Origin of the sequence: Mycobacterium sp. B14F4 (genome assembly GCF_039871645.1) — a bacterium.
In the GTDB taxonomy this organism is placed as follows: Bacteria; Actinomycetota; Actinomycetes; order Mycobacteriales; family Mycobacteriaceae; genus Mycobacterium.
In genome coordinates this window covers 455,235-475,155 of sequence record NZ_JBDPMF010000005.1, presented here as the reverse complement: position 1 = coordinate 475,155, position 19,921 = coordinate 455,235, and the positions used below count along the sequence as shown (strand labels likewise).

At 66.9% G+C, this 19,921-nt stretch carries 23 protein-coding genes and 1 pseudogene; 7 read left to right on the top strand and 17 right to left on the bottom strand.

Annotated features, from left to right (window positions below):
* Positions 1-108: 108 nt before the first annotated feature.
* From ABGB19_RS17340 to ABGB19_RS17330, 3 genes are all read right to left on the bottom strand, one after another.
* A complete protein-coding gene (locus ABGB19_RS17340; protein ID WP_347687185.1) occupies positions 109-2,454 on the bottom strand; it encodes an arylsulfatase in 2,346 nt (781 codons plus the stop codon).
* 110 nt (positions 2,455-2,564) lie between these two features.
* Positions 2,565-3,626, bottom strand: coding sequence for a non-homologous end-joining DNA ligase (gene ligD / locus ABGB19_RS17335; RefSeq protein WP_347687184.1), 1,062 nt, complete (start codon positions 3,624-3,626; stop codon positions 2,565-2,567).
* Between the two features lies 1 nt (position 3,627).
* On the bottom strand, positions 3,628-4,710 hold the full coding sequence (locus ABGB19_RS17330) for an ATP-dependent DNA ligase (protein ID WP_347687183.1): 1,083 nt from the start codon (positions 4,708-4,710) through the stop codon (positions 3,628-3,630).
* 250 nt (positions 4,711-4,960) lie between these two features.
* On the opposite strand from ABGB19_RS17330, the gene ABGB19_RS17325 reads away from it, so the two are divergent.
* Positions 4,961-5,395 (top strand): ferredoxin, encoded by a 435-nt coding sequence (locus tag ABGB19_RS17325; RefSeq protein WP_347687182.1) that lies wholly within the window; start codon positions 4,961-4,963, stop codon positions 5,393-5,395.
* 85 nt (positions 5,396-5,480) lie between these two features.
* On the opposite strand, the pseudogene ABGB19_RS17320 reads toward ABGB19_RS17325, so the two are convergent.
* The 3 genes and pseudogenes from ABGB19_RS17320 to ABGB19_RS17310 all read right to left on the bottom strand — a co-directional run.
* Positions 5,481-6,299 (bottom strand): annotated as a pseudogene (locus ABGB19_RS17320) (AMP-binding protein); the annotation flags it as partial.
* Between the two features lie 121 nt (positions 6,300-6,420).
* Complete coding sequence (locus tag ABGB19_RS17315; protein WP_347687181.1) at positions 6,421-6,567, bottom strand: hypothetical protein; 147 nt, start codon at positions 6,565-6,567, stop codon at positions 6,421-6,423.
* 21 nt (positions 6,568-6,588) lie between these two features.
* On the bottom strand, positions 6,589-7,098 hold the full coding sequence (locus tag ABGB19_RS17310) for a response regulator transcription factor (protein ID WP_347687180.1): 510 nt from the start codon (positions 7,096-7,098) through the stop codon (positions 6,589-6,591).
* A 35-nt stretch (positions 7,099-7,133) separates the two neighbouring features.
* On the opposite strand from ABGB19_RS17310, the gene ABGB19_RS17305 reads away from it, so the two are divergent.
* The 6 genes from ABGB19_RS17305 (at position 7,134) to ABGB19_RS17280 (ending at position 13,975) form a co-directional block, all read left to right on the top strand.
* Positions 7,134-8,435, top strand: a complete 1,302-nt coding sequence (locus ABGB19_RS17305) for a HAMP domain-containing sensor histidine kinase (RefSeq protein WP_347687179.1) — start codon at positions 7,134-7,136, stop codon at positions 8,433-8,435.
* A 138-nt stretch (positions 8,436-8,573) separates the two neighbouring features.
* Complete coding sequence (locus ABGB19_RS17300; protein ID WP_347687178.1) at positions 8,574-9,854, top strand: cytochrome P450; 1,281 nt, start codon at positions 8,574-8,576, stop codon at positions 9,852-9,854.
* Positions 9,851-10,957, top strand: a complete 1,107-nt coding sequence (locus tag ABGB19_RS17295) for an NDMA-dependent alcohol dehydrogenase (RefSeq protein ID WP_347687177.1) — start codon at positions 9,851-9,853, stop codon at positions 10,955-10,957. The genes ABGB19_RS17300 and ABGB19_RS17295 overlap by 4 nt, the downstream gene beginning before the upstream one ends.
* Before the next feature lie 11 nt (positions 10,958-10,968).
* Positions 10,969-12,354, top strand: coding sequence for an aldehyde dehydrogenase family protein (locus tag ABGB19_RS17290; RefSeq protein ID WP_347687176.1), 1,386 nt, complete (start codon positions 10,969-10,971; stop codon positions 12,352-12,354).
* Positions 12,355-12,388: 34 nt separating this feature from the next.
* Positions 12,389-13,453: an ATP-dependent DNA ligase gene (locus tag ABGB19_RS17285; RefSeq protein ID WP_347687175.1), complete on the top strand. Its 1,065-nt coding sequence runs from the start codon at positions 12,389-12,391 to the stop codon at positions 13,451-13,453.
* 84 nt (positions 13,454-13,537) lie between these two features.
* Entirely contained in the window at positions 13,538-13,975 is a 438-nt protein-coding gene (locus ABGB19_RS17280; protein ID WP_347687174.1) for a hypothetical protein, read from the top strand.
* 5 nt (positions 13,976-13,980) lie between these two features.
* On the opposite strand, the gene ABGB19_RS17275 is transcribed toward ABGB19_RS17280, so the two are convergent.
* The 11 genes from ABGB19_RS17275 to ABGB19_RS17225 all read right to left on the bottom strand — a co-directional run bounded on the left by ABGB19_RS17275 (position 13,981) and on the right by ABGB19_RS17225 (position 19,920).
* Positions 13,981-14,304: a gas vesicle protein K gene (locus tag ABGB19_RS17275; RefSeq protein WP_347687173.1), complete on the bottom strand. Its 324-nt coding sequence runs from the start codon at positions 14,302-14,304 to the stop codon at positions 13,981-13,983.
* On the bottom strand, positions 14,285-14,500 hold the full coding sequence (locus tag ABGB19_RS17270; protein ID WP_347687172.1) for a gas vesicle protein: 216 nt from the start codon (positions 14,498-14,500) through the stop codon (positions 14,285-14,287). Before ABGB19_RS17270 ends, ABGB19_RS17275 begins: the two co-directional genes overlap by 20 nt.
* The gene (locus ABGB19_RS17265; protein ID WP_347687171.1) at positions 14,497-15,273 is read right to left on the bottom strand and encodes a GvpL/GvpF family gas vesicle protein; all 777 of its coding nucleotides are present in this window, start codon (positions 15,271-15,273) and stop codon (positions 14,497-14,499) included. The genes ABGB19_RS17270 and ABGB19_RS17265 overlap by 4 nt, the downstream gene beginning before the upstream one ends.
* Positions 15,263-15,634 carry a gas vesicle protein gene (locus ABGB19_RS17260; RefSeq protein ID WP_347687170.1) on the bottom strand — a complete coding sequence of 124 codons (372 nt, stop codon included), beginning with the start codon at positions 15,632-15,634 and terminating at the stop codon, positions 15,263-15,265. Before ABGB19_RS17260 ends, ABGB19_RS17265 begins: the two co-directional genes overlap by 11 nt.
* Positions 15,631-15,957 carry a gas vesicle protein gene (locus ABGB19_RS17255; protein ID WP_347687169.1) on the bottom strand — a complete coding sequence of 109 codons (327 nt, stop codon included), beginning with the start codon at positions 15,955-15,957 and terminating at the stop codon, positions 15,631-15,633. The genes ABGB19_RS17260 and ABGB19_RS17255 overlap by 4 nt, the downstream gene beginning before the upstream one ends.
* Before the next feature lie 5 nt (positions 15,958-15,962).
* Positions 15,963-16,220 (bottom strand): gas vesicle protein G, encoded by a 258-nt coding sequence (locus ABGB19_RS17250; protein ID WP_347687168.1) that lies wholly within the window; start codon positions 16,218-16,220, stop codon positions 15,963-15,965.
* Positions 16,221-16,222: 2 nt separating this feature from the next.
* Positions 16,223-17,008 carry a GvpL/GvpF family gas vesicle protein gene (locus ABGB19_RS17245; protein WP_347687167.1) on the bottom strand — a complete coding sequence of 262 codons (786 nt, stop codon included), beginning with the start codon at positions 17,006-17,008 and terminating at the stop codon, positions 16,223-16,225.
* Positions 17,008-17,424, bottom strand: coding sequence for a gas vesicle protein GvpJ (gene gvpJ, locus ABGB19_RS17240; protein ID WP_347687166.1), 417 nt, complete (start codon positions 17,422-17,424; stop codon positions 17,008-17,010). Before gvpJ ends, ABGB19_RS17245 begins: the two co-directional genes overlap by 1 nt.
* Positions 17,424-18,503, bottom strand: a complete 1,080-nt coding sequence (locus ABGB19_RS17235) for an SRPBCC family protein (protein ID WP_347687165.1) — start codon at positions 18,501-18,503, stop codon at positions 17,424-17,426. Before ABGB19_RS17235 ends, gvpJ begins: the two co-directional genes overlap by 1 nt.
* Positions 18,504-18,508: 5 nt before the next feature.
* On the bottom strand, positions 18,509-19,240 hold the full coding sequence (locus tag ABGB19_RS17230; protein ID WP_347687164.1) for a hypothetical protein: 732 nt from the start codon (positions 19,238-19,240) through the stop codon (positions 18,509-18,511).
* Between the two features lie 365 nt (positions 19,241-19,605).
* Entirely contained in the window at positions 19,606-19,920 is a 315-nt protein-coding gene (locus ABGB19_RS17225) for a hypothetical protein (RefSeq protein ID WP_347687163.1), read from the bottom strand.
* Position 19,921 lies beyond the last annotated feature (1 nt).

The following is a 19,921-nucleotide window of genomic DNA, read 5'->3' as shown; positions in this document are numbered from 1 at the left end:
ACCCTCTGCCCGCCCCGACGCGCAGGATTTCGCGGGCATGGCGTTGGCCGGATCCGGCGGGTGCCCCTCCTGCATCCCCTATGCCGGCCCTGCACCGGCCTGCCGATCTCAGGTATAGGCGACGCGGACGCGCCGGATCTGACCTTCGAATGGGAACGGGGCGCGCTCGCGGTAGTCGAGGGACACCGGCGAGCCCAGGCACGTCCCGATGTCCAGACAATCGTTCGCCGTGAACAGCAGCGGCGCACTGACCGGGACCTGGCCGGTGGCGACGGTCTCGTCGCCGACCCGCAGAGCGATGTCAAGAGGACCTGCTGGACGCTGCTCGGCATAGCGTGTCTCGACGGTGATCGTCGTCGCCCCGGGCGACAGTCTCGCCGCCGAGCGAATCTTGGTGCGCTGCAGAATGAACAGGTTGTACTCGTAGCACAGGTAGCCGTCGTCCAGATAGCAGGTCAGTCCGCCGGCGGCCGCCCCGAGTGCGTACAGCACCCCGTTCGCGTTCTCGGGCAGTTCCACGTCGGCGGTGACGGTGTTGTTCTTGTTTCCCAGGGCCGGGGCGCAGAATTCGGGCATCCGGACGGTGTCACCGGAGAACTCCCATTCCCGGTACGGCGGCGCGATGCGCAGTTCCGGATGGTAGACGGGCACCCAGAGCCCACCGCCGATGGGTAACACCGAGTTGCGGGCAGCCTCGATGGCGAACATCTCGCGCATCTGAGCGAGCTTGTCGGGATGTCGGTCGGCGAGATCGTTTGCCTGCGACCAGTCTTCGTCGAGGTGGTACAGCTCCCAGGTGTCACCGTCGGGTGTCCACGTCTCGATCCCCGCGGGCTGGCCCGGCACCCAGGGCAATCGAGGTCCGCGCGCACTGGCCATCCACCCGTCGTGGTAGATCGCCCGACTCCCCATGATTTCGAAGTACTGCGTCTCCTTGCCGCCGGGCGCGGACCGGTCGGTGAAGGTACGCGCGAAACTGGCGCCGGCGATCGGGATCTGTGGCGTGCCGTCGACCACCAACGGTGGTTGGATGCCGACGACGTCGTAGATGGTCGGCACGATGTCGTTGCAGTGCAGGAAGACGTCACGGGGCCTGGTGTCGGACTGGATCCTGTCGGGCCACTTGACCGCCATGGGGTTGCGGGTCCCGCCGAGATGCGAGGCCAGCAACTTCATGCCCTTGTAGGGCGTACTGCCCGCCCACGCCCACGCCGCGTGGTACTGGTTGTCGACCAGCGGGGAGCCGAGTACGTCCAGACCGCCGAGTTCGTCGAGGGCGTCGATGTGCTGGCGTACCGTCGTGGGAATCCCATTCTGCGCCAGCAGTTCTGCGATGGTGCCGTTCTGGCCTTCGCCGGAGGAGCCGTTGTCACCCCAGATGTAGAAGAACAGGGTGTTATCACCGTATCCGAGCGCGTCGAGTTCGTCGGCGAGACGACCGACCTGGACGTCGACGTGCTCTGCGTACCCGGCCGCCACCTCCATCAGCCGTCGTTGGAACGGCTTCTCGTCGTCCGGGATGCTCTCCCACGATGCCAGCGATTCGTCACGTTCGGTCAGGTTGCAGTCCTGCGGAATCCAACTCCTGTCCTTGGCGCGTTCGACCACTCTTTCCCGGTAGGCGTCCCAACCGTCGTCGAATTTGCCTGCGTACTTGTCGGCCCACTCCTTCATGATGTGGTGCGGACCGTGCAGGCAACCGCTGGCCCAGTACATGAAGAACGGTTTGTCGGCGTTGAACGCCTTGTGCCTACGCAACCACGCGACGGCGTCGTCGGCCAGATCTTCGGAGAGGTGGTACCCCTCATCGGGTGTCCTGGGTGGCGCGACGACGGTGGTGTTGCGGACCAGGTGCGGCTCGTACTGTGATGCTTCACCGGCGAGAAATCCGTAGAAGTACTCGAATCCCAGTCCTGTAGGCCAGTTTTCGAACGGACCCGCAGCCGTCGTCTCTTCGGCGGGCGTGTTGTGCCACTTACCGAACGCCGACGTGGCGTAGCCGTACTGTTTCAGTACCTCGGCCACCGTCGCGCTGCTGCGCGGTATCTTGCCCGCATACCCGTCCCAGTCGTTGGCGAGCTCGGCGATCTGGCCGTTGCCGATCTCGTGATGGTTGAGACCCGTCAACAACGACGCCCGGGTGGGCGAGCACATGGCCGTCGTGTGGAACCGGTTGTAGACGACACCGTCGGCGCAGACGCGGTCCATGGTGTCGGTGCGGACCTCACCCCCGAACGTGCTCGGCAAACCCGGTCCGGCGTCGTCGATCAACACGATCACGATGTTGGGTGAGTCCTCGTGCAGACGTCGGGGGACAACCCGCTGAGCGTACGTCGATTCCTGCAGCGTGCGGCCCGCGATGCTCGCCGAGGGGGTGGGTGCGAACGGCAACGTCTCACCGCCGGCCAGTTTCGGTGCCACTACGTCGATTTCGCTGTCCGCTCCTTGAGGCATTGCCATCCTTCCGCCTGGTTCACCCGCAACTGTAGCCACAGAGAACGCCGTACCGGATCGATGCGCCCCACATCGCCGGTCTTCCGACGCACCGGGGATGCTCCAGCGCGTCAGCCCTTCACGGGATTGCCCTGGTCGTCCCAGTTGGCGGCGACCTTCTTGCTCGGCTGCACCCGCGGCGGTTCGCCCGGCATCTTGGGATAGCTCGGCGGATACGGCAGATCGCCGAGTCCGCGTTCCTCGTCGGCTTCGACCATATCGAGCAGCGGTTGCAACGACTGCGCCTTCACGTCGATCTCGGCCCACGGATCCGACCGTCCGGCAACGAGATCGGGCACCGTAGCCATGATGTAGTCGTCGGGATCGGCGTGGCGGAGTTCGTCCCACGTCAACGGTGTCGACACCGTGGCGATCGGGGTCTTGCGGACCGAGTACGCCGAGGCGAACGTACGGTCGCGGGCGTTCTGGTTGTAGTCGATGAAGATCCGCTTGCCGCGTTCCTCCTTCCACCACGACGTGGTCACCGCATCGGGCGCGCGACGCTCGACCTCACGGGCCAGCGCGATGCCGGCGCGCCGGACCGCGATGAAGTCCCAATCGGTCTTGATGCGCAGGAAGACGTGCACGCCGCGACCCCCCGACGTCTTGGGGTAACCGACCAGGCCGAGCTCGTCGAGCAACGGTTTGAGCACGTCGACCGCGATTGCGCTGGCGTCCTGGAAGTCCGTCCCGGGTTGCGGGTCGAGGTCGACGCGCAACTCGTCGGGGTGCTCGGTGTCCGGGCAGCGGACCTGCCAGGGGTGCAGGGTGACAGTGCCCATCTGCGCGGCCCACACGATCGCCGACGGGTGGGTCACCTTGAGCGCGTCGGCGGTGCGGCCCGAGGGAAACGTCACCGTGCACGTCTGGAGATAGTCGGGGTGCTTCTGCGGGACGCGCTTCTGGTAGATCTCCTCACCCGCGATGCCGTCGGGGAAGCGCTGCAGATGCGTCGGACGGTCCTTGAGCGCAGCGAGCATCGGGCCGGAGCCGACGGCGCGGTAGTACTCGACCAGCGTGCGCTTGGTGCCGTTCTTGCCGAGCTTGGGAAAGTACACCTTGTCCGGGTTGGTCAGCCGGACCTTGACGCCATCGACGTCGAGTTCCTCTGCGGCACTGCTCTTCCCGGCCATATCAGTGCTCTTCCAGAATGTCGTGGAGATCGTAGTTGAGCGGAACGTCGAGCTGGTCGAAGGTGCAGCTGCGCGGATCGCGGTCGGGCCGCCACCGTCGGAACTTGACCGCATGGCGGAAGCGTTGGCCGTGCACGGTGTTGCCCTCCATCTGGTCGTAGGCGACCTCGCAGACCTTCTCCGGTCGAATCTGGATCCAACGTTTGTCGGCGGCCGAGTTCCACCGACTCGGGTCGCCCTCGCGCACCTCGTCGCCCTCGCGCAGCGGTTCGAGCTCGGCCAGCAGCTTGACCCGACCTTTGGCAGTGAAAGCTGCTGCGCCACCGACCATCTGGAGTTCACCGTCGTCGCGGTACAAGCCCAGCAGGATCGACCCGATGCCCTCGCCGCTCTTGTGGATGCGGTAACCGATGGCCACGCAGTCGGCGTCGCGCGCGTGCTTGACCTTGACCATCTCCCGTTTGCCCGGCAGGTACGGGCCATCGAGCCGCTTGGCGATCACCCCGTCCAGCCCCGCACCCTCGAACGTGTCGAGCCACGTGGCCCCGAGTTCGGGGTCCACGGTGGTGCGCGTGACGTGGCACTGTGCTTGCCGAACTGACAGGCGGTCGGTTACGGCGTCGGCCAGCACCTGCCGACGAACGCGGAAGGGTTCCTTGAGCAGCGACCGATCGCCGACGGCGAGCGCGTCGAAGCCGATGAAGTGCGCCGGGGTTTGCTCGGCCAGCAGCGTGATCCGGCTGGCGGCCGGGTGGATGCGTTGACTTAGCGACTCCCAGTCCAGGCGGACGCGGCCGCCGATCTCCCGGGGCACCACGACCTCGCCGTCGAGGACGCAGCGCGGTGCCAACTCGTCGCGCAACGCGGTGAGCAGTTCGGGGAAGTATCTGCCGAGGTCCTTTCCGCTGCGTGACTGCAGCACCAGCTCGTCGCCGTCACGGAAGACCAGCGCGCGGTAGCCGTCCCATTTCGGCTCGTAGGACCACACCCCCTCCTCCGGCGGCACCTTGTCCTGCGCCTTGGCCAGCATCGGCTCCAGTGGCGGCATGACCGGAAGGTCTACGGAGAAGGGCACGGTGTCCATACTCACCTAGACCGGCGAGATCGGGCAATCTCATCGTCGGCGCCCGAGGTGTCGATGTCTCCGGCACGGACGCGGGGGGCGCTCGGCTCAGTTCACATGCCGCGCTGCGCCAACATCGGATGCTTTCCGGTTCTCTGGCCCGGCCAGACCAGTAAATGGCCCGAGCGGCCGGTACTCAGGCGCCCACGGTGAATAACCATGAGTCCACACCCGATAACTGGCGACATCGTTCAGCCGGACTACCCGGTCGATGGCCTTTCCGTACGTCCGCAACCAACATGGGAGCAGCACCATCGCATCCGAATACCTGGCGGCGACAGCTGTGTTCGCACTCGTGCTGCTACCACTGGCTGTCCCCGTCGCGGTGACCGCCGTGCACGCCGGCCGCCGTCGTGGCACGGCCGGGCCAGTGTTGGCGCGCGCGGTCCGCCCCGCCGTCGACCACCGGCGCAAGAATCGCTCTCAGGAACACATCGACCTGGAGACACTCATGCACATCACCGTCGACTACACCCTCTGCGAGGGCCACGGGCAATGCCTGTTGGCCGCTCCCGATGTCTTCGACCTGCCCGACGATGCCGAGCAGGTGGTGTTGCTGAACCCGAATCCGCCAGAGAAGTACGAAGACGCGATCATCCGCGCCGCGGCGATGTGCCCAGCGCAGGCACTCACCGTCGTCGACTGACGTTTTCAGTCGTGACACTCGATGAAGTCGAAAGCGTTGTCGGCGTGAAGGTTACGCACGAGTTTCTTGTCGAACTTGCCGACCGAGGTACGGGGGACGCCAGCGGCGAGGTCCCCGTCATCCCCCAGGCCTGCCGTATCGCGACACCGCACTTGTGCTCGAAATCCCTCATCATCGCCGGTGGTACCGCTGACCCACCACAGGCGACCAATCGCAGGCTCGAGATGTCGCGGCCGGGATCGTCGGCCAGACACTCGGCGACGTCGTTCCATATGGTCGGCACGGCAGCGGCGATCGTGGGCCGCGCAGACTCGATCATGTCGATGAGGTGGGGCGCCTGCAGGAAGCGGTCGGGTATGACCAGATCCGCTCCGGCCATGAGGGCGGTATAGGGCAAGCCCCACGCGTTGGCGTGGAACATCGGCACGATCGGCAGTACGCGGTCACCGTCGGCGACCGTCAGGCCGTTGGCGCTGCACGACGCCATCGAATGCAGATACATGGACCGGTGGCTGTACGCCACACCCTTCGGATCACCGGTGGTGCCGCTGGTGTAACACATTGCCGCCGCTGCCTTTTCGTCCAACTCGGGCCACGCGAACGTGGTCGGTTCACCGGCGATGAAATCCTCGTACCGGCTGACCATCTTGCCGCTGCGCACCAGCGCGTGGATGTCCCCGTCGCCGACCGCGACGACGGTGTGCACCTCGGGCAGGCCGTCGAGGACGGGCGCCAGGGCCGACGCCAGTGACACGTCCACGAGGATGACCTCGTCCTGAGCCTGATCTGCGATGTAGACCAGCTGTTCGGCGGGCAGCCGAATGTTCAGTGTGTGCAGCACCGCGCCCATCGATGGCACGGCGAAGTAGGCCTCGAGGTGCTCCTGGTTGTTCCACATGAAGGTGTCGCCGACACGTTCAACGCGACGTCGGCCATGGTGCTGTCCATGACGTCGACTCTGCGGCCGCTCGACGCCTGCGGCCAATGCCCGCACAGGCCAGTCCTGGCCTGCGCAGGCCGATCTGCTATCGCGGCGGAAGAGGGGTATCCACGGCGTCGTCGAGCAATCCGTACTGCCCGGCCAGCGCGGCCGCGGCGATGCGATTGCCGACCCCGAGTCTGTGCAGCAGCGCCGCGACCATGCGCTTGGCGGTCCGCTCGGAGACCAGCATCCGCTTGGCGATGTCGACGGTTTAGATGCCCGTGGCCACCAGCCCCCACAGCCGCAGATCCTGCGGAGACAGGCAGTCGGCCAACGCCGCCGGCGGTTTGCGTGTGCTGCCGAGAAGGGCTTCGAGCACGGCGCCGTCCACGACGCGCAGGCCCTCCGCGATCGTCCACAGCGGACCCGCCAACGCCTCGGGTCGGGCCGTCTTGCGAAGAAACCCGTCGGCGCCCGCGCGCAGCGCCTCCTCGGCCAGCCCCAGATCCTCGGTTCCCGACAGCGCGAGGATTCTCGTCGCGGGGTGGCGCGCCTTGACGTGGCGAATGGCGGCCACGCCACCCAGCGGCGGCATGGACAGGTCGATGATCGCCAGGTCGGCGTTCGTCTTGGCGACCAGTTCGGCCGCTTCCTCGACATAGGTCGTCTGGCCACCGACGGTGAACAACTCGCCCCACTCGCGGCTGAGCAGCAGTGCCAGGCCCTGGGCGAAAAGCTCGTGATCATCGACGATCACGACGACATAGTGCTTTTCGGCCATTGCCGGATGCTAGCGCCAACCCTATGGTCGGGCAGGTGGGACCGCTGGATCGCCTCCGCTCGGCGCTCCCGCCCGGCGCCGACGACTACGGGCTGGCGGGCACCGTCGTCGCGGTGCGCACCGCGGTGGTGGCCTCGATCGCCGTCCTGCTCGCCGCCGGCCCGTACTGGGTCCGAGAGCACACCGCCGTCACGGCGGCGGTGCTGGCCGCGGCGATGCTCTACGCGGCCGCCCTGTTGTTGAACCCTCGACTGGAGGTGCGGCGCACCCGCTACGCGTGGCTGCTCACGGCGGTCGACTCGGGCTTCACCCTGGCGCTGATCGCCCTCACCGGCGGCGTGCACAGCCCCGTCGCCGTCGTCCTGGTGCTGGCCGTGATCGCATCCGCGGCCCGGTTGTCGGTCGCCGAGACAGTGTTGTTCACCGTGCTTCTCGGCGCCTGCTACATCGTCGTGGCGCTGACCACGGGACCCGACACCGTCCCCGCGCCGTCGCGCACGCTGCAGGGCGTGTGGTGGGCGTTGTACCTGCTGTTCATCGCGGTCCTGGGGGCGGGACTCTCGGCGCTGGCCGAACGCGAGCAGCAGTCCCGCCTGCGGGCCATCTTCGAGGCGGAAGCCGAGCACGCCGTCGCCGAGGAGGAACGCGACCTCCGGGCCCGGCTGCTGCGGTCCTACGAAGCCCAACAGGACGGTCTGCAGGTTCTGCTGCACGAATTCCGCACGCCGGTGGCGTCATTGGAGGCGCTGGCCCGCGCGCTCACCGATCCGTCGACGCGGCTGTCGGAAAGCGATCGCGAAGCCGGCCTGCTGCTCGCCGAACGCCACGCCCGTCACCTGCGCGACATGCTCGATGCGCTCGCCGACGTGGCGCTCAGCCGCCGTCCCACGTTCTCCTCCGGCCGACTGCGCCGTGTCGACGTCGCGGAGTTGATCACCGCAGCCGCGGATGCGGTCGATCTGCACCCGCCGCGACTGCGGCTGACGATCGGCGACGACGTGCACGCGGTCGTGATCAACGCCCAGGGGATGCGTCGCGTACTGACCAATCTGCTGGAGAACGCGTCCCGGCACGGGCGAGGTGCGCCGGTCGACGTGACGTGCGCACGACACGGCGACGAGTTGACGGTCACCGTTTCGGACCGCGGACCCGGTCTCCCCGACGAAAGCCTGGGCGAACTGACGGCGAAGTTCGTCAGCGCGGGCGGGCAACGTGGAACCGCCGGGCTCGGGCTGTGGATCGTGCAGCAGATCGTCGAGGCGATGGGCGGCCGGTTGACGTTCTCTCCTCGCGACGGCGGTGGGCTCGAGGCCACCGTCGTCGTCCCGATCGACTGACCCGCGGCTCTTCCGGGTTGGCCCGCCGAGGCCACGGTTTGGCACGCGCGGCGGTGCCGTGCCTGCCGCCTGGCTCGCACCATGTGATTGGGCTCACGGCCGCACCGATGCGCGGCAGGCCGAACGGAAGGACCACTCATGACCACCGCGGTGACCACCACGCACAAAGACATCGACCTGTCCGCGCGATCGTTCTGGGCGAGGCCGACAGCAGAGCGCGATCAGGCCTTCGCCACGTTGCGCGCCGAGAACCCGGTTCCGTGGAGCCGGCCGGCAGAGTCGGCATTGCTGCCAGATGAACTCAACACCAAGGGATTCTGGTCCTTGACGAAGATGGGCGACATTCGATACGCGAGCCGCCATCCGGAGATCTTCTCCTCGGCGCAGGGCATCACCATGGAGGACTTCGCCCCGGAGGCGGTCGAAATCGCTCAGTCCTTCATCGCGATGGACGCACCGCGGCACACCCAACTGCGCGGCATCACGACGGAAGCCTTCAAGCCGAAGAACGTGCGCCGGCTGGAGGACTGGATCCGTGGCCACGCCCACGACCTGGTGAGCGAGATGGCACACCTGGGCGAGGGGGACTTCGTCCAGCTGGTGTCGGTGAAGTTGCCCGGCCGGATCTTCGGCAGCTTCTTCGGGCTGCCGGAAGGCGAACTCCGTGACAAAGCGGTCACCGCAGCGCAGCGGCTGGTGGGCTGGACGGACCCGCAGATTCGCGGCGACCAGACGGAGCTGGAGTTGTTCATGGGCGCCGTCATGGACCTCCATGCGGTGGCCACGGAGTTGATTCCCCAGCGGCGGGCCAACCCCGGTGACGACCTGCTGACCTGGATGGTGCAGGCCGAGTTCGACGGCAAGAAGATGACCGACGACGAATTGCGGGCGTTCTTCGTGTTGATGGGAGTGGCCGCCAACGACACCACCCGGCACGCCTCGGCACACGCCATCGCGACACTATCGGCGTTCCCCGACCAGCGCCGGTTGCTGGTCGAGGACGTGCCCGGCCGGGTGTCGAGCGCGGTCGAGGAAGTGCTGCGGTGGGCCTCACCGCTGCTGCACATGCGCCGCACCGCCACCCGCGACGTCACCGTGCGGGACGCAGAGATCAAGGCCGGCGACAAGGTGGTGCTCTGGTACTACTCGGGCAACCGCGACGAGGAGGTGTTCTCCGATCCGCACACATTCAATATTCTCCGAAACCCCAACCCGCACATTGCCTTCGGGGGCGGCGGCCCGCACTTCTGCCTGGGTGCCGCGCTGGCGCGCACGATGCTGAAATCCCTGCTGACCGAGGTGTACACCCGCATTCCGGACATCTCGGCGCCCGAGCCCAACTTCGCGCTCGCCAATTTCATCAACGGCATCAACAGCCTGCCGGCCACCTGGACCCCCGAGAGGAGCACCCCCCGATGAAGACGAAAGCCGCTGTGCTGTGGGGCCTGCACCAGAAGTGGGAGGTCGAGGAGGTCGATCTCGACGGTCCCAAAGAGGCAGAAGTGATGGTCAAGCTGACCGCCAGCGGGCTGTGTCATTCCGACGACCACCTCGTCACCGGTGACATGCCGATGCGACTGCCGGTCGTCGGCGGCCATGAGGGGGCCGGGACCGTCGTCGAGGTGGGGCCAGGCGTCACCGAGGTGGCCGAGGGTGACGCCGTCGTCCTGAGCTTCATCCCCGCGTGCGGGCGCTGCGTGCCGTGTGCCCGCGGCATGAGCAACCTGTGCGTACAGGGCGCCGCCATCGTGGCCGGCCCCCAACTCGACGGCACCTTCCGCTTCCACGCCCGCGGCCAGGACCTGAGCCAGATGTGCGTTCTCGGAACGTTTTCCGAGTACACGGTGGTGCCGACGTCCTCGGTGGTCAAGGTCGATGCGGACACCGCGCTGGACACGGCGGCGCTGGTCGGCTGCGGCGTTACCACCGGGTACGGCAGCGCCGTGCGGACCGGGGAGGTCCGCGACGGCGACACCGTTGTGGTGATGGGCGTCGGCGGCATCGGGATCAACGCGGTGCAGGGCGCCCGTATCGCCGGGGCGCGCCACATCGTCGCGCTGGATCCGGTGTCCTACAAGCGGTCCAGATCATCGGAGTTCGGCGCCACCCACACCGCGGCGACGATCGACGAAGCGCAAGCCCTCGTCACCGATCTGACCCACGGTCAGATGGCCGACGTCTGCGTGGTGACGACCGACTGCGCCGAGGGCGCCTACGTCGCCCAGGCCCTGAGCCTGGTGGGCAAGCGGGGCCGGGTGGTGATGACCGCGATTCCGCACCCGACCGATACCACCGTCGACATGTCGCTGTTCGACCTCACTCTCTACGAGAAGCAGGTCCGCGGTTCGCTTTTCGGATCGTCGAACCCACGTCACGACATCCCCAAGCTGCTCGACTTGTATCGCTGCGGGGCGCTCAAGCTCGACGAGCTGGTCACTCGCGAATATGACCTGGAAGACATCAACCAGGGCTACGAGGACATGCACAACGGCCTGAACCTGCGCGGTCTGATCCGCTACTGAGGGGAGAACTGATGGTGCTCGTTCAGGACATTCGGCAGGCGAGTGAAATAAGCGTCCTCGCCGAGACCCGTCGGGTCTTCGAGACCGGACGTACTCGCTCGCCGCAGTGGCGGCGCCGGCAACTGCGGGGCATCGAACGCCTCGTCGCCGACCACGAACCGGCCATCGCGGCGGCGCTGGCGACGGATCTGGGTCGGCCGGCCGCCGAAGCGTGGCTGGGTGACGTCGCCTCGACCCGCGCGGAGGCCGTTTACGCGCGGCGGCATCTGAGACGATGGATGCGTCGGCGCCGCGTATCCCTGCCGCTGGCGCAACGCCCCGGCCGCGGTTGGGTGCAGTACGACCCGCTCGGCGTCGTTCTCATCATCGGGCCGTGGAACTATCCGTTCTACCTGTGCCTGGCACCGCTGGTCGCGGCCGTGGCCGCCGGCAACTGCGCGGTCATCAAACCGTCCGAACTCGCCCCGGCCAGCTCGGCGCTGCTTGCCGAACTGCTGCCGAAATACGTGGATTCCGAGGCGATTCGGGTGGTCCAGGGAGACGCGGCGGTGACCCAGAAGCTACTCTCCCAGGGCTTCGACCACGCGCTGTTCACCGGCGGGACGGAGGTCGGCCGCAAGGTCATGGCGGCTGCCGCGGCGACCCTGACCCCGGTGACGCTCGAACTCGGGGGCAAGAGCCCGGTCATCGTCGCCGCCGACGCCGACATCGACGTCACGGCACGGCGCATCGCATGGATCAAGCTGCTCAACTCCGGGCAGACGTGCGTCGCGCCGGACTACATCCTGGCCGAGCACGCGATCGCCGACGAGCTGGTAGGCAAGATCGTCGGATACCTCCGCGAGTTCCGGCAAGCGGAAACGGGCGTTCGAATCGTCAACGAGCGACAATTCGACCGGTTGGCGTCGTTGATCAGCGGCACCGGAGGTCGCATCGCCGCGGGTGGCACCTTCGACCGTTCCAACCTGCGAATGGAGCCGACCGTCGTGGTGGACCCGCCGCACACCGACCCGGTGATGGCCGACGAGATATTCGGCCCGATCCTGCCCGTACTGAGAGTCGATTCGCTCGGTGCCGCGGTCGATTTCGTCAACAGGAAGGCCAAGCCACTGGCCCTCTATGTCTTCACCTCGTCCCCGCAACTCGCCCGGGACCTCATCGACCGGATCCCCTCGGGCGGCGCCGTGATCAACCACGTGGCGATGCACTGCCTGGCGCCCCAGCTGCCGTTCGGCGGCGTCGGCGCCAGCGGGATGGGCGCCTACCACGGCCGGTGGGGCTTCGAGACACTCAGCCATCGACGCGCCGTGCTCGCCAAGAAGGCGAAACCGGACCCCACCTTCGTCTATCCACCGCAGAGCAGACGAGCCCTGTCCGTCATGCGGCGGCTGTTCTGACCGACCGCTCGACCCGGCTGGGACAATGGCCCGCATGCGCCTGCCCGTCATGCCGCCGGTGTCGCCGATGCTGGCCAAGTCGGTGAAGGCGATTCCGCCCGATGCGTCGTACGAACCCAAGTGGGACGGCTTCCGGTCGATCTGCTTCCGCGACGGTGCCGACGTCGAACTCGGCAGCCGCAACGAACGCCCGCTGACCCGGTACTTCCCCGAACTCGTCGCCGCCGTCGTCGCCGAGATGCCGCAGCGCTGCGTGGTCGACGGTGAGATCGTGATCGCCACCGACCACGGGCTGGACTTCGAGGCGCTGCAGCAGCGCATCCATCCGGCCGACTCGCGGGTGCGGATGCTGGCCGAGCGGACGCCCGCGTCGTTCATCGCGTTCGATCTGCTCGCGCTCGACGACGAGGACTACACGGGGCGACCGTTCAGCGAGCGGCGCGCCGCGCTGGTCGAGGCGCTGTCCGCGTCGGGCCCCTCGGTGCATGTCACGCCCGCGACCACCGACCTGGCCACCGCGCGGCGCTGGTTCGACGAGTTCGAGGGCGCCGGCCTGGACGGCGTGCTGGCCAAGCCGTTGTCGCTGACCTATCAGCCGGACAAGCGTGTGATGTTCAAGATCAAGCACGAGCGCACGGCCGACTGCGTGGTCGCCGGCTACCGGCTGCACAAATCCGGCCACGATGCTGTCGGATCGCTGCTGCTCGGGTTGTACTCCACCGATGGCACGCTGGCGTCGGTCGGGGTCATCGGCGCGTTCCCGATGGCCCGACGACGCGAATTGTTCACCGAACTTCAGCCCCTGGTCACCACTTTCGACGGGCATCCGTGGAACTGGGCCGCGCACACGGCCGGTGAGCGCACCCCGCGCCGCAACGAAGGATCTCGCTGGAACGCGGGCAAGGACCTGTCGTTCACGCCGCTGCGACCCGAACTCGTCGTCGAGGTCCGCTACGACCACATGGAGGGCGAGCGGTTCCGCCACACCGCACAGTTCAGCCGCTGGCGGCCCGATCGTGATCCGCGGTCGTGCACCTACGAACAACTCGAACAGCCCGTCGCTTTCAAGCTCGGCGATATCGTGCCCGGACTGGGTTGACCTTCCTCAATCGGCGGTCTTGTGGCCCCAACCGCGCGGACGTGTGATGCTTCCTTAACTCGGGTCGGATGAGGGTGGAGTTCGATGGTGATCACGCGTGCGTTGGCCGTCGCCGGCTGCTCAGCGCTGGCGTTCGCCGGCATCGCCGTCGGATCGGCAGGCCCGGCAAGGGCGGACGAGCCACTCGACGGTGATTACGCCTTCGTCAACGGCCCGACCATCAACACGTCGACGATCACCACCCAGTGCAATCCCGAGGGAAAGTGCGGGGGCACGGTGTCGACCTCCACCGGGCTCGTCGCGGCGATCGAGAAAGTCCCCGGCGGGCCGTGGACGGTCGACCGCAACGACGTCTTCAACGGGTGGATCTGTCCGGATGGAACCACCGGCCCGGGTGACCAGGTCTATTCGTTCGACCCGGCGACTCTGGCGGGGACGCTGCGCTACACCCCGAGACCCGGCGCGTGCAACGATCCCAATGTGCTGCAGCGGCAGGACCCGGTCAGTCTGCAGCGCCGGTAGTCGCGTCAGCCCGGATCGGTGGGGAGCAACGGCCCCAACGGCCCGAGGTCGATGTTGAGATCCTCCGGCTCGAGTCCGAAATGCTCACGCAGCTCGGCCATCTTCTCCTCCAGCAGCATCAGCGTGGTTCCGATGCGCTCGATCTGGTCGTCGGTCAGCACTCCGGCGTCGACCCGGCGGATCGCCTGGCGTTCCATCAGCTGGCGCAGCAGTTCGACGAGCGTCAGCACCAGGCTGACCAGACCCCGCTCGACATTGGCCGGATCGGAGTTGATCCGTTGCCGCGGTGAGAGCGGTTCACTGTGCGGTTCAAAGTCCGTCAAGACCATCTCCCGGCACCTGTTCGGCGGACATCAAGGAGCCGACGGAGGACACCAGGGCCCGCAGCGAGATCACGACCATGTCGACGTCGGCGATCGACAGGACCACCTCACCGCTGATCACCACACCGCCGGCCAGCACCCGATCGAGCAGGTCGACCAGCGCGATCCGCCGATCCTCCTGCGCGGGCAGTACCTCGGTCATCCCGCGACCGATTCACCCGCGAACGAGTACGGCGGCCACGGTCCCGTGGTCTCCAAAGTCAGGTTCTCCGTCGAGTTCACCAGCGCCGCAGCGGCTTCGCGGAACAACGCCACCGCGTCGGACTCCACCAGGTATGTGCCGTTGAGCACCATCATCTCGGCTCGACCCGAGAGGCTGCGGTCCGGCGGCGGCTTGCGCTTGCCATCGACGGCATAGCGCATCAAGGCACCGTGGATGCGCTCGGCCTCGGCGGCAGCGGCTTGATATGCCTCCTCGCGCGAAGCGAGTTGCTGGCGGCGGCGCAGCAGATAGGCGGTGCCCGTTCCAGTTTCGGCGGCCGTGGGCTCGCTGTCCGGCCTGATCGAGCGCTTCGGATCGGCGTACACCTTGACCCCGACCTCGGCACGTCCCGAGAGTCGGCTCAGCGTCGCCAGAAACTCCGGGCGCCGATCGTTCAACAGTTCGCGGACCCGGGCGTCGTTGAGGTATACCGTCGCCATCCGCACCGGGATGGCGGAGCCGAATCTGGCGACTGCGGTGATGACGGCATCGTGTGCCCGGGCCTTGCTCGCTACCCAGTCGAGGTCTTCGAGGTTGCGGCGCAACGCCTCCTGACCGTACTCCTCGAGCTTGACCGCCCCGACGACGGCGGCCAGGTCGCCGGCTGTCACGACGTGGAGCGGCTCGTCCGCCACGCCGTGCAGGCCCGCGACGCGGACCGCGGCGCGGCTGCGTCCGAGGACCGCGTAGACCCAGACTCCGTCAGCGCTCATCCTCGTACTCCCTGGATCGCGCCGTCACCGCGGGGCGTTCGCCGTTGCCCTGTTCGAGCCGCTCGAGGCGGGCCCGCAACCGTTCGTTCTCGACTTCGAGTTGCGACTTCTTGCCGGTCAGCCACGGATCGTTCTCCCACCAGTCGATGCCGACCTGCTTCGCGGTGTCGAGGGAGGCCACGACCAACCGCAGTTTGATGGTCAGCAGCTCGATGTCGAGAAGGTTGACCTGGATGTCGCCGGCGATGACGATGCCTTTGTCGAGCACCCGCTCCAGGATGTCACCGAGGTTGGTCGACTGCGGGCTGGACAGGGCCCCACCCTGACCACGCGGCACGAGACTGTCGTCTCCGATCGTCACGTCGCCCCACCTCCGTTTCGGGTCTGGCCCCGCAGGTACCGGCTGGTCCTGCGGAAGCCGAGGAGCTCACCATCGGCGTCGAGTTCGACTTCGTAGAGCGCCAAGACGTCTGACGACGATGGAATCCTGCGATCCTCGACCACTTCGAATTCGACGACCCAGCCATCCTGGTCGGTCAGTTCCACCGACGTCATCGCGGCCGGGTCACGGCCGATCAACTCCGCGATGCACTCCCGCGCGGTCGCCGCCGCGTCTCTTGCGTTGAGCGGCGCCTCTTCGGTATGCCCGTCCTCGTGTGATTGCGTTCGCGTACGTTGGGCCATTCCTCTCACCCATCCTCATGCGGTGTGTTGCCAGCCGTGCCCGGTGAGATCCTGCTTTTCAGGATCTCCTTCTGTGCCTGACGTTCCTGTTCGGGGGAAACCTCCCCGCGACTGCTGGCCTCCTCCAGGTCTTCGAGCATGCGCCGCGTCCGTGCCGGATCGTTCACTTCGAGATCCACCTGCCGCTGAATGAGCTCGCCGAGCGCAACAACGCCACGAACCGGAGCCAGTGGCAACAGAAACAGCGATGAGAAGATGCCCACGGTCAGCCCTCCGACCTGTGGGTGACAACGAAGTCGTAGGCCGCCAACGGCCCCAGCAGGCGCAGTGCGACCCTGCCGCGCCAGGTTTCGGCGATGTCATCGACGATGCCCTGCAGTTCGTCCTGGTGGTCGACTTCCGCGAGCACGGCGACATTGACCGCATCGAGCTCATGGGTGGGTTTGCGGACATTGGCCTGCTTGGCGACGTCGTTGAGCTGTTTGAGCACGGCTTCGGTGTCGGCGGCCCGTTTCGCGTCGATCGCGTCGACGACGAGCTCTCCGAGCGCCATCCGCGGTTGCCGGGACGCCTCCTCCGACATGCCGGCCAGCTGCTCGCGAAGTTGCTGTGCCTCAGGGCTTTCCGAGATCACCTCGCGCAGGATCTCGCGTTCCTCGTAACGCCCCTTCACGATGTATTCCGCATGACCTTCAAGAGCACGCAGCGCCGCGGCGAACTCGTCGTGATTGTCTCTGAGCAGTTCGTCGGCGACCGCCTCCTTGTCGGTCATCACGGCTCCGAACCGCATCGGCAACACCGGCGCCACCGATGCAGTGCCATCGAGCAGTCGGGCGTGCGCTTGCAGGCACTCCGGATTGCCCAGCGGCTCGTCGGGGGAGATGACACTCACCAGTGCTGCGATGTCTCCCTCCCGGACCACCTCGACGGCTGCGGGTGGCCTGCCGATGCCTTCGGCCTCCGGCTCCACCTCGACGTCGGCGGGGACGATTCCGTACACGTAGACCGCGGTCGCCTCTTCGACGCCGCCGCGGCGGTCACCGGCTGCCATCACTCCTCCCTTCGGCGTGAGCGGCGCGGAGCCCGCTCCCGCGCCGGCGTCTGCGCGTCGCCAAGTAGATCTCCGAGCTTCTCCCCGGCGGCCTCCAGGGCCCCCTTCGTCTGGTGCTTGGCGCCGCTTTCAGTCACCTCGCCGACGATGTCGGTGAGGCCGGACTTGGGATCCTCTTGCGCGATATCCAGCCGATTCACCGCTTCGGCGTAGCGCAGGTAGGTGTCGACACTGGCGACCACCACACGCGCGTCGATGGTCACCAACTCGATGCCCACGAGCGAAACCCGCACGTAGGCATCGATGACGAGGCCCTTGTCGAGGATGGTGTCGATCACGTCGGCCAGGCCGCTGCTGGAGCTTCCAGCGCCGCCGCCGACGTCGCTGCCGCCCGCGGGCTGAATGGCCGTGGTCATCAGCGTGCCGTCTTCCTGGCCGGTGAGCGTCGTCGGCCCGAAGCGGCCTGGGGCGCTTTCGATCGACCAGCCGTTGGGGTACGCGACGGCGATCGAGCCGAACGCCTCCCCGTGCCGGATCGGCTGGACTCGGCGTCATCGGACTCGCTGGCCGCGGCTGCTTTCCGTCGCCGCCGCTTGGGTGGCTCGGGCGCCTCGTCGTCCTCATCGGGCTCCTCAGCATCCCCGTCCGAAACGACTTCACCGTCACGGATCTCACCCTGCCACCCCTCCACATCGCCGGCGTGCAGGAGGGTGTCGGTCATGACCTGACGCTGAAAGTGCTTGAGTTCGAGTCGGACTCGACGGCCCTGGGCACGCCAGAGATTGCCGGTCTTCTCGAAGAGACCCTGCGGGTGGTACTCGAGAACCACGACGACCCGGGTCAGGTCGGGCGCGAGCTCGTGAAACGTGATCGCGCCGTCGATGTATCCCTTGTCGCCCTTCGACTTCCAGACAATGCGTTCGTTGGGGACCTGCTCGACGATCGTCGACTCCCAGGAGCGGTGCGACAGGAAGATCTGCGCCTTCCAGCGCAGCTTCTCGTCGGAGATCTGCTCGACCTGTTCCACCTTCTTCATGAACTTCGGGAAGTCGGTGAACTGAGTCCACTGCCGGTAGGCGACGTCGATCGGCACACCGACGTCGATCTGCTCAACGATGTTGGTGACCTTGATCTTCTCGCCGCCCCCTTTGCCGCCCTTGCCGCCCAGCGCCTCGCTCACCGAATCCTTGACACCCTTCAGCGAGTCCGTCACCTTTCCCTTCGCGCGCCCAACCCCGGTCCGCACAGCCGATTTGACGGGCGAGGTGAGATCGTCGACGCCGGTGACGGCGGACAGCAGACCTCCGCCGCCGTTCTGCGCGTAGTCGGTCAACCGCCCGGACGCCCCACTGAGACGCCCGGACACCGAGGTCACCGCACGGTCGGTCACGGATCCGGCCAATCGCTGCAGGGATTCCTGCAGCGGGTTGGCACCGTTGGCAGGGGGTGCTCCGTGCGTCGAGTCTTTCCGTTGGGTCGTTGCCTGTCTTGTCATTTCACTCACCTGCCTCGCCGCACAGGGGCCCGCTTTTGGGCCGTCGATGCCCGTGCGCGACGCGATGGCGCCTTCGGCGGTTCACCGTTGTGATCGGCGGTCGTCGCCCTTGACCGGCGTACCGAGGCCCGTGGTGTGCTGGCCCGTCGCGATGCTCGGCGGCGGGGTGGCGTCTCTTCGGCAACCTCGTCGTCGATGACTTCGGCTTCGATCTCCTCGTCGTCGACGTCCTGGTCCTCGACGTCGTCGTCTTCCAGATCCCCTTCGTCGACGGCCTCGTCGTAGTCGTCCTCGTCGAGGTCCGCTTCGTCGACGTCCATCGGCTCTTCGTCGCCGTAGCCGTAGTCGTCGTCGACGACGCCGTCGCTCGCCGGGCCGGTACGTCCCGCAACGGACGTCAGCCCACGGCTGGCGGACCCGGCGGCCCTGCCGACGTCTTCTGTCGGCACCACGCCCTGGAGGCGATTGCTGAGCGCATCAACCCGATTCGTGGCGGCGGCGAGGGTGGCCGCCTTCGCGGCCGTCAGAACCTCGCCACGCAACTGCTCGGAAAGGTCGTGTAACTGCTCGGTGGCCCCCAGCGATTTGAGCCCTTGGGACATGAGGCTGCCGGGCGTAGGCGGGAACTTGCCGGTGACGCCGGCCGCCGCCAACATCAGGGCGATGCGCATCTTCCGCGTCCTGCCCAGAAAGTAGCCGGCTCCGACAGCAAGCGCGACTTTGGCTCCGTTTGCCATGAGGCGCCTTCCTTCCACTCGTCGTTTGGTTTTGGTACAGCCGACGCAAGCGGACGGGTCGTCTCCCACTCTCCGGGGCCGCAATCGCTGTATAGGAGCAGCACTACCCGGGGACCGGACCGCCAAACCATAAGAAATCGCTGGTGAAAACATATTTCTTCGCGTTCGTCAGTATGCGCAAACACCGCGGGGTAGCCACCGGTTACATGTGATAGTGGTCACACGACGATAGTGGCGGTTTCCGGTTCGCGTAGCTACTTACCCCGACAAACATTCCGCTCAGCGGACGCGTAAATATTCGCTGAAATCCGTCCGCGCCGCATCCGGAAGGCGGCTCACGACGAACCTCGAAGCCTTCTCGAGGGTTACGCGAGGGATCTACGTTGCTCGTGCGCGAACTTGCGCGTCTTCTTGCCGATGGCGCCGACGGTGCTCTCGGTAGCGGCCTCGGCCGCATGGCCCTTCTTCCGCACAACCTTGCTCGCCTCGTTGGTGGGGTGCGCCAACGATGCCGGAAGCATCAGTTGTACGGATCGCGTCAGAAGCCGGCGCGCGACCCCGAGGAGCGGAATCCCCAAGGGGAGCAGGATAACCGTCACACAGAGCACAAGGCCGACAAGCCCGAGCAGCGCGGCGACTATCCAAAGCAGCGCGCCCAGCAGTCCTCTCAGGATCCGCATG

What these genes read in the sequence shown, in the direction of transcription:
- ABGB19_RS17280 (WP_347687174.1), top strand. Translation starts at nt 13,538, where the DNA reads ATGGTGATCACGCGTGCGTTGGCCGTCGCCGGCTGCTCAGCGCTGGCG.
- ABGB19_RS17310 (WP_347687180.1), bottom strand. Translation starts at nt 7,098, where the DNA reads ATGGCCGAAAAGCACTATGTCGTCGTGATCGTCGATGATCACGAGCTT.
- ABGB19_RS17255 (WP_347687169.1), bottom strand. Translation starts at nt 15,957, where the DNA reads ATGGCCCAACGTACGCGAACGCAATCACACGAGGACGGGCATACCGAA.
- ABGB19_RS17330 (WP_347687183.1), bottom strand. Translation starts at nt 4,710, where the DNA reads ATGGACACCGTGCCCTTCTCCGTAGACCTTCCGGTCATGCCGCCACTG.
- ligD (WP_347687184.1), bottom strand. Translation starts at nt 3,626, where the DNA reads ATGGCCGGGAAGAGCAGTGCCGCAGAGGAACTCGACGTCGATGGCGTC.
- ABGB19_RS17230 (WP_347687164.1), bottom strand. Translation starts at nt 19,240, where the DNA reads ATGGCAAACGGAGCCAAAGTCGCGCTTGCTGTCGGAGCCGGCTACTTT.
- ABGB19_RS17325 (WP_347687182.1), top strand. Translation starts at nt 4,961, where the DNA reads ATGGCCTTTCCGTACGTCCGCAACCAACATGGGAGCAGCACCATCGCA.
- ABGB19_RS17265 (WP_347687171.1), bottom strand. Translation starts at nt 15,273, where the DNA reads ATGAGCGCTGACGGAGTCTGGGTCTACGCGGTCCTCGGACGCAGCCGC.
- ABGB19_RS17300 (WP_347687178.1), top strand. Translation starts at nt 8,574, where the DNA reads ATGACCACCGCGGTGACCACCACGCACAAAGACATCGACCTGTCCGCG.
- ABGB19_RS17340 (WP_347687185.1), bottom strand. Translation starts at nt 2,454, where the DNA reads ATGCCTCAAGGAGCGGACAGCGAAATCGACGTAGTGGCACCGAAACTG.
- ABGB19_RS17290 (WP_347687176.1), top strand. Translation starts at nt 10,969, where the DNA reads ATGGTGCTCGTTCAGGACATTCGGCAGGCGAGTGAAATAAGCGTCCTC.
- ABGB19_RS17295 (WP_347687177.1), top strand. Translation starts at nt 9,851, where the DNA reads ATGAAGACGAAAGCCGCTGTGCTGTGGGGCCTGCACCAGAAGTGGGAG.
- ABGB19_RS17245 (WP_347687167.1), bottom strand. Translation starts at nt 17,008, where the DNA reads ATGGCAGCCGGTGACCGCCGCGGCGGCGTCGAAGAGGCGACCGCGGTC.
- ABGB19_RS17315 (WP_347687181.1), bottom strand. Translation starts at nt 6,567, where the DNA reads ATGCTGGTCTCCGAGCGGACCGCCAAGCGCATGGTCGCGGCGCTGCTG.
- ABGB19_RS17270 (WP_347687172.1), bottom strand. Translation starts at nt 14,500, where the DNA reads ATGACCGAGGTACTGCCCGCGCAGGAGGATCGGCGGATCGCGCTGGTC.
- ABGB19_RS17235 (WP_347687165.1), bottom strand. Translation starts at nt 18,503, where the DNA reads ATGACAAGACAGGCAACGACCCAACGGAAAGACTCGACGCACGGAGCA.
- ABGB19_RS17275 (WP_347687173.1), bottom strand. Translation starts at nt 14,304, where the DNA reads ATGGTCTTGACGGACTTTGAACCGCACAGTGAACCGCTCTCACCGCGG.
- ABGB19_RS17225 (WP_347687163.1), bottom strand. Translation starts at nt 19,920, where the DNA reads ATGCGGATCCTGAGAGGACTGCTGGGCGCGCTGCTTTGGATAGTCGCC.
- gvpJ (WP_347687166.1), bottom strand. Translation starts at nt 17,424, where the DNA reads ATGACCACGGCCATTCAGCCCGCGGGCGGCAGCGACGTCGGCGGCGGC.
- ABGB19_RS17285 (WP_347687175.1), top strand. Translation starts at nt 12,389, where the DNA reads ATGCGCCTGCCCGTCATGCCGCCGGTGTCGCCGATGCTGGCCAAGTCG.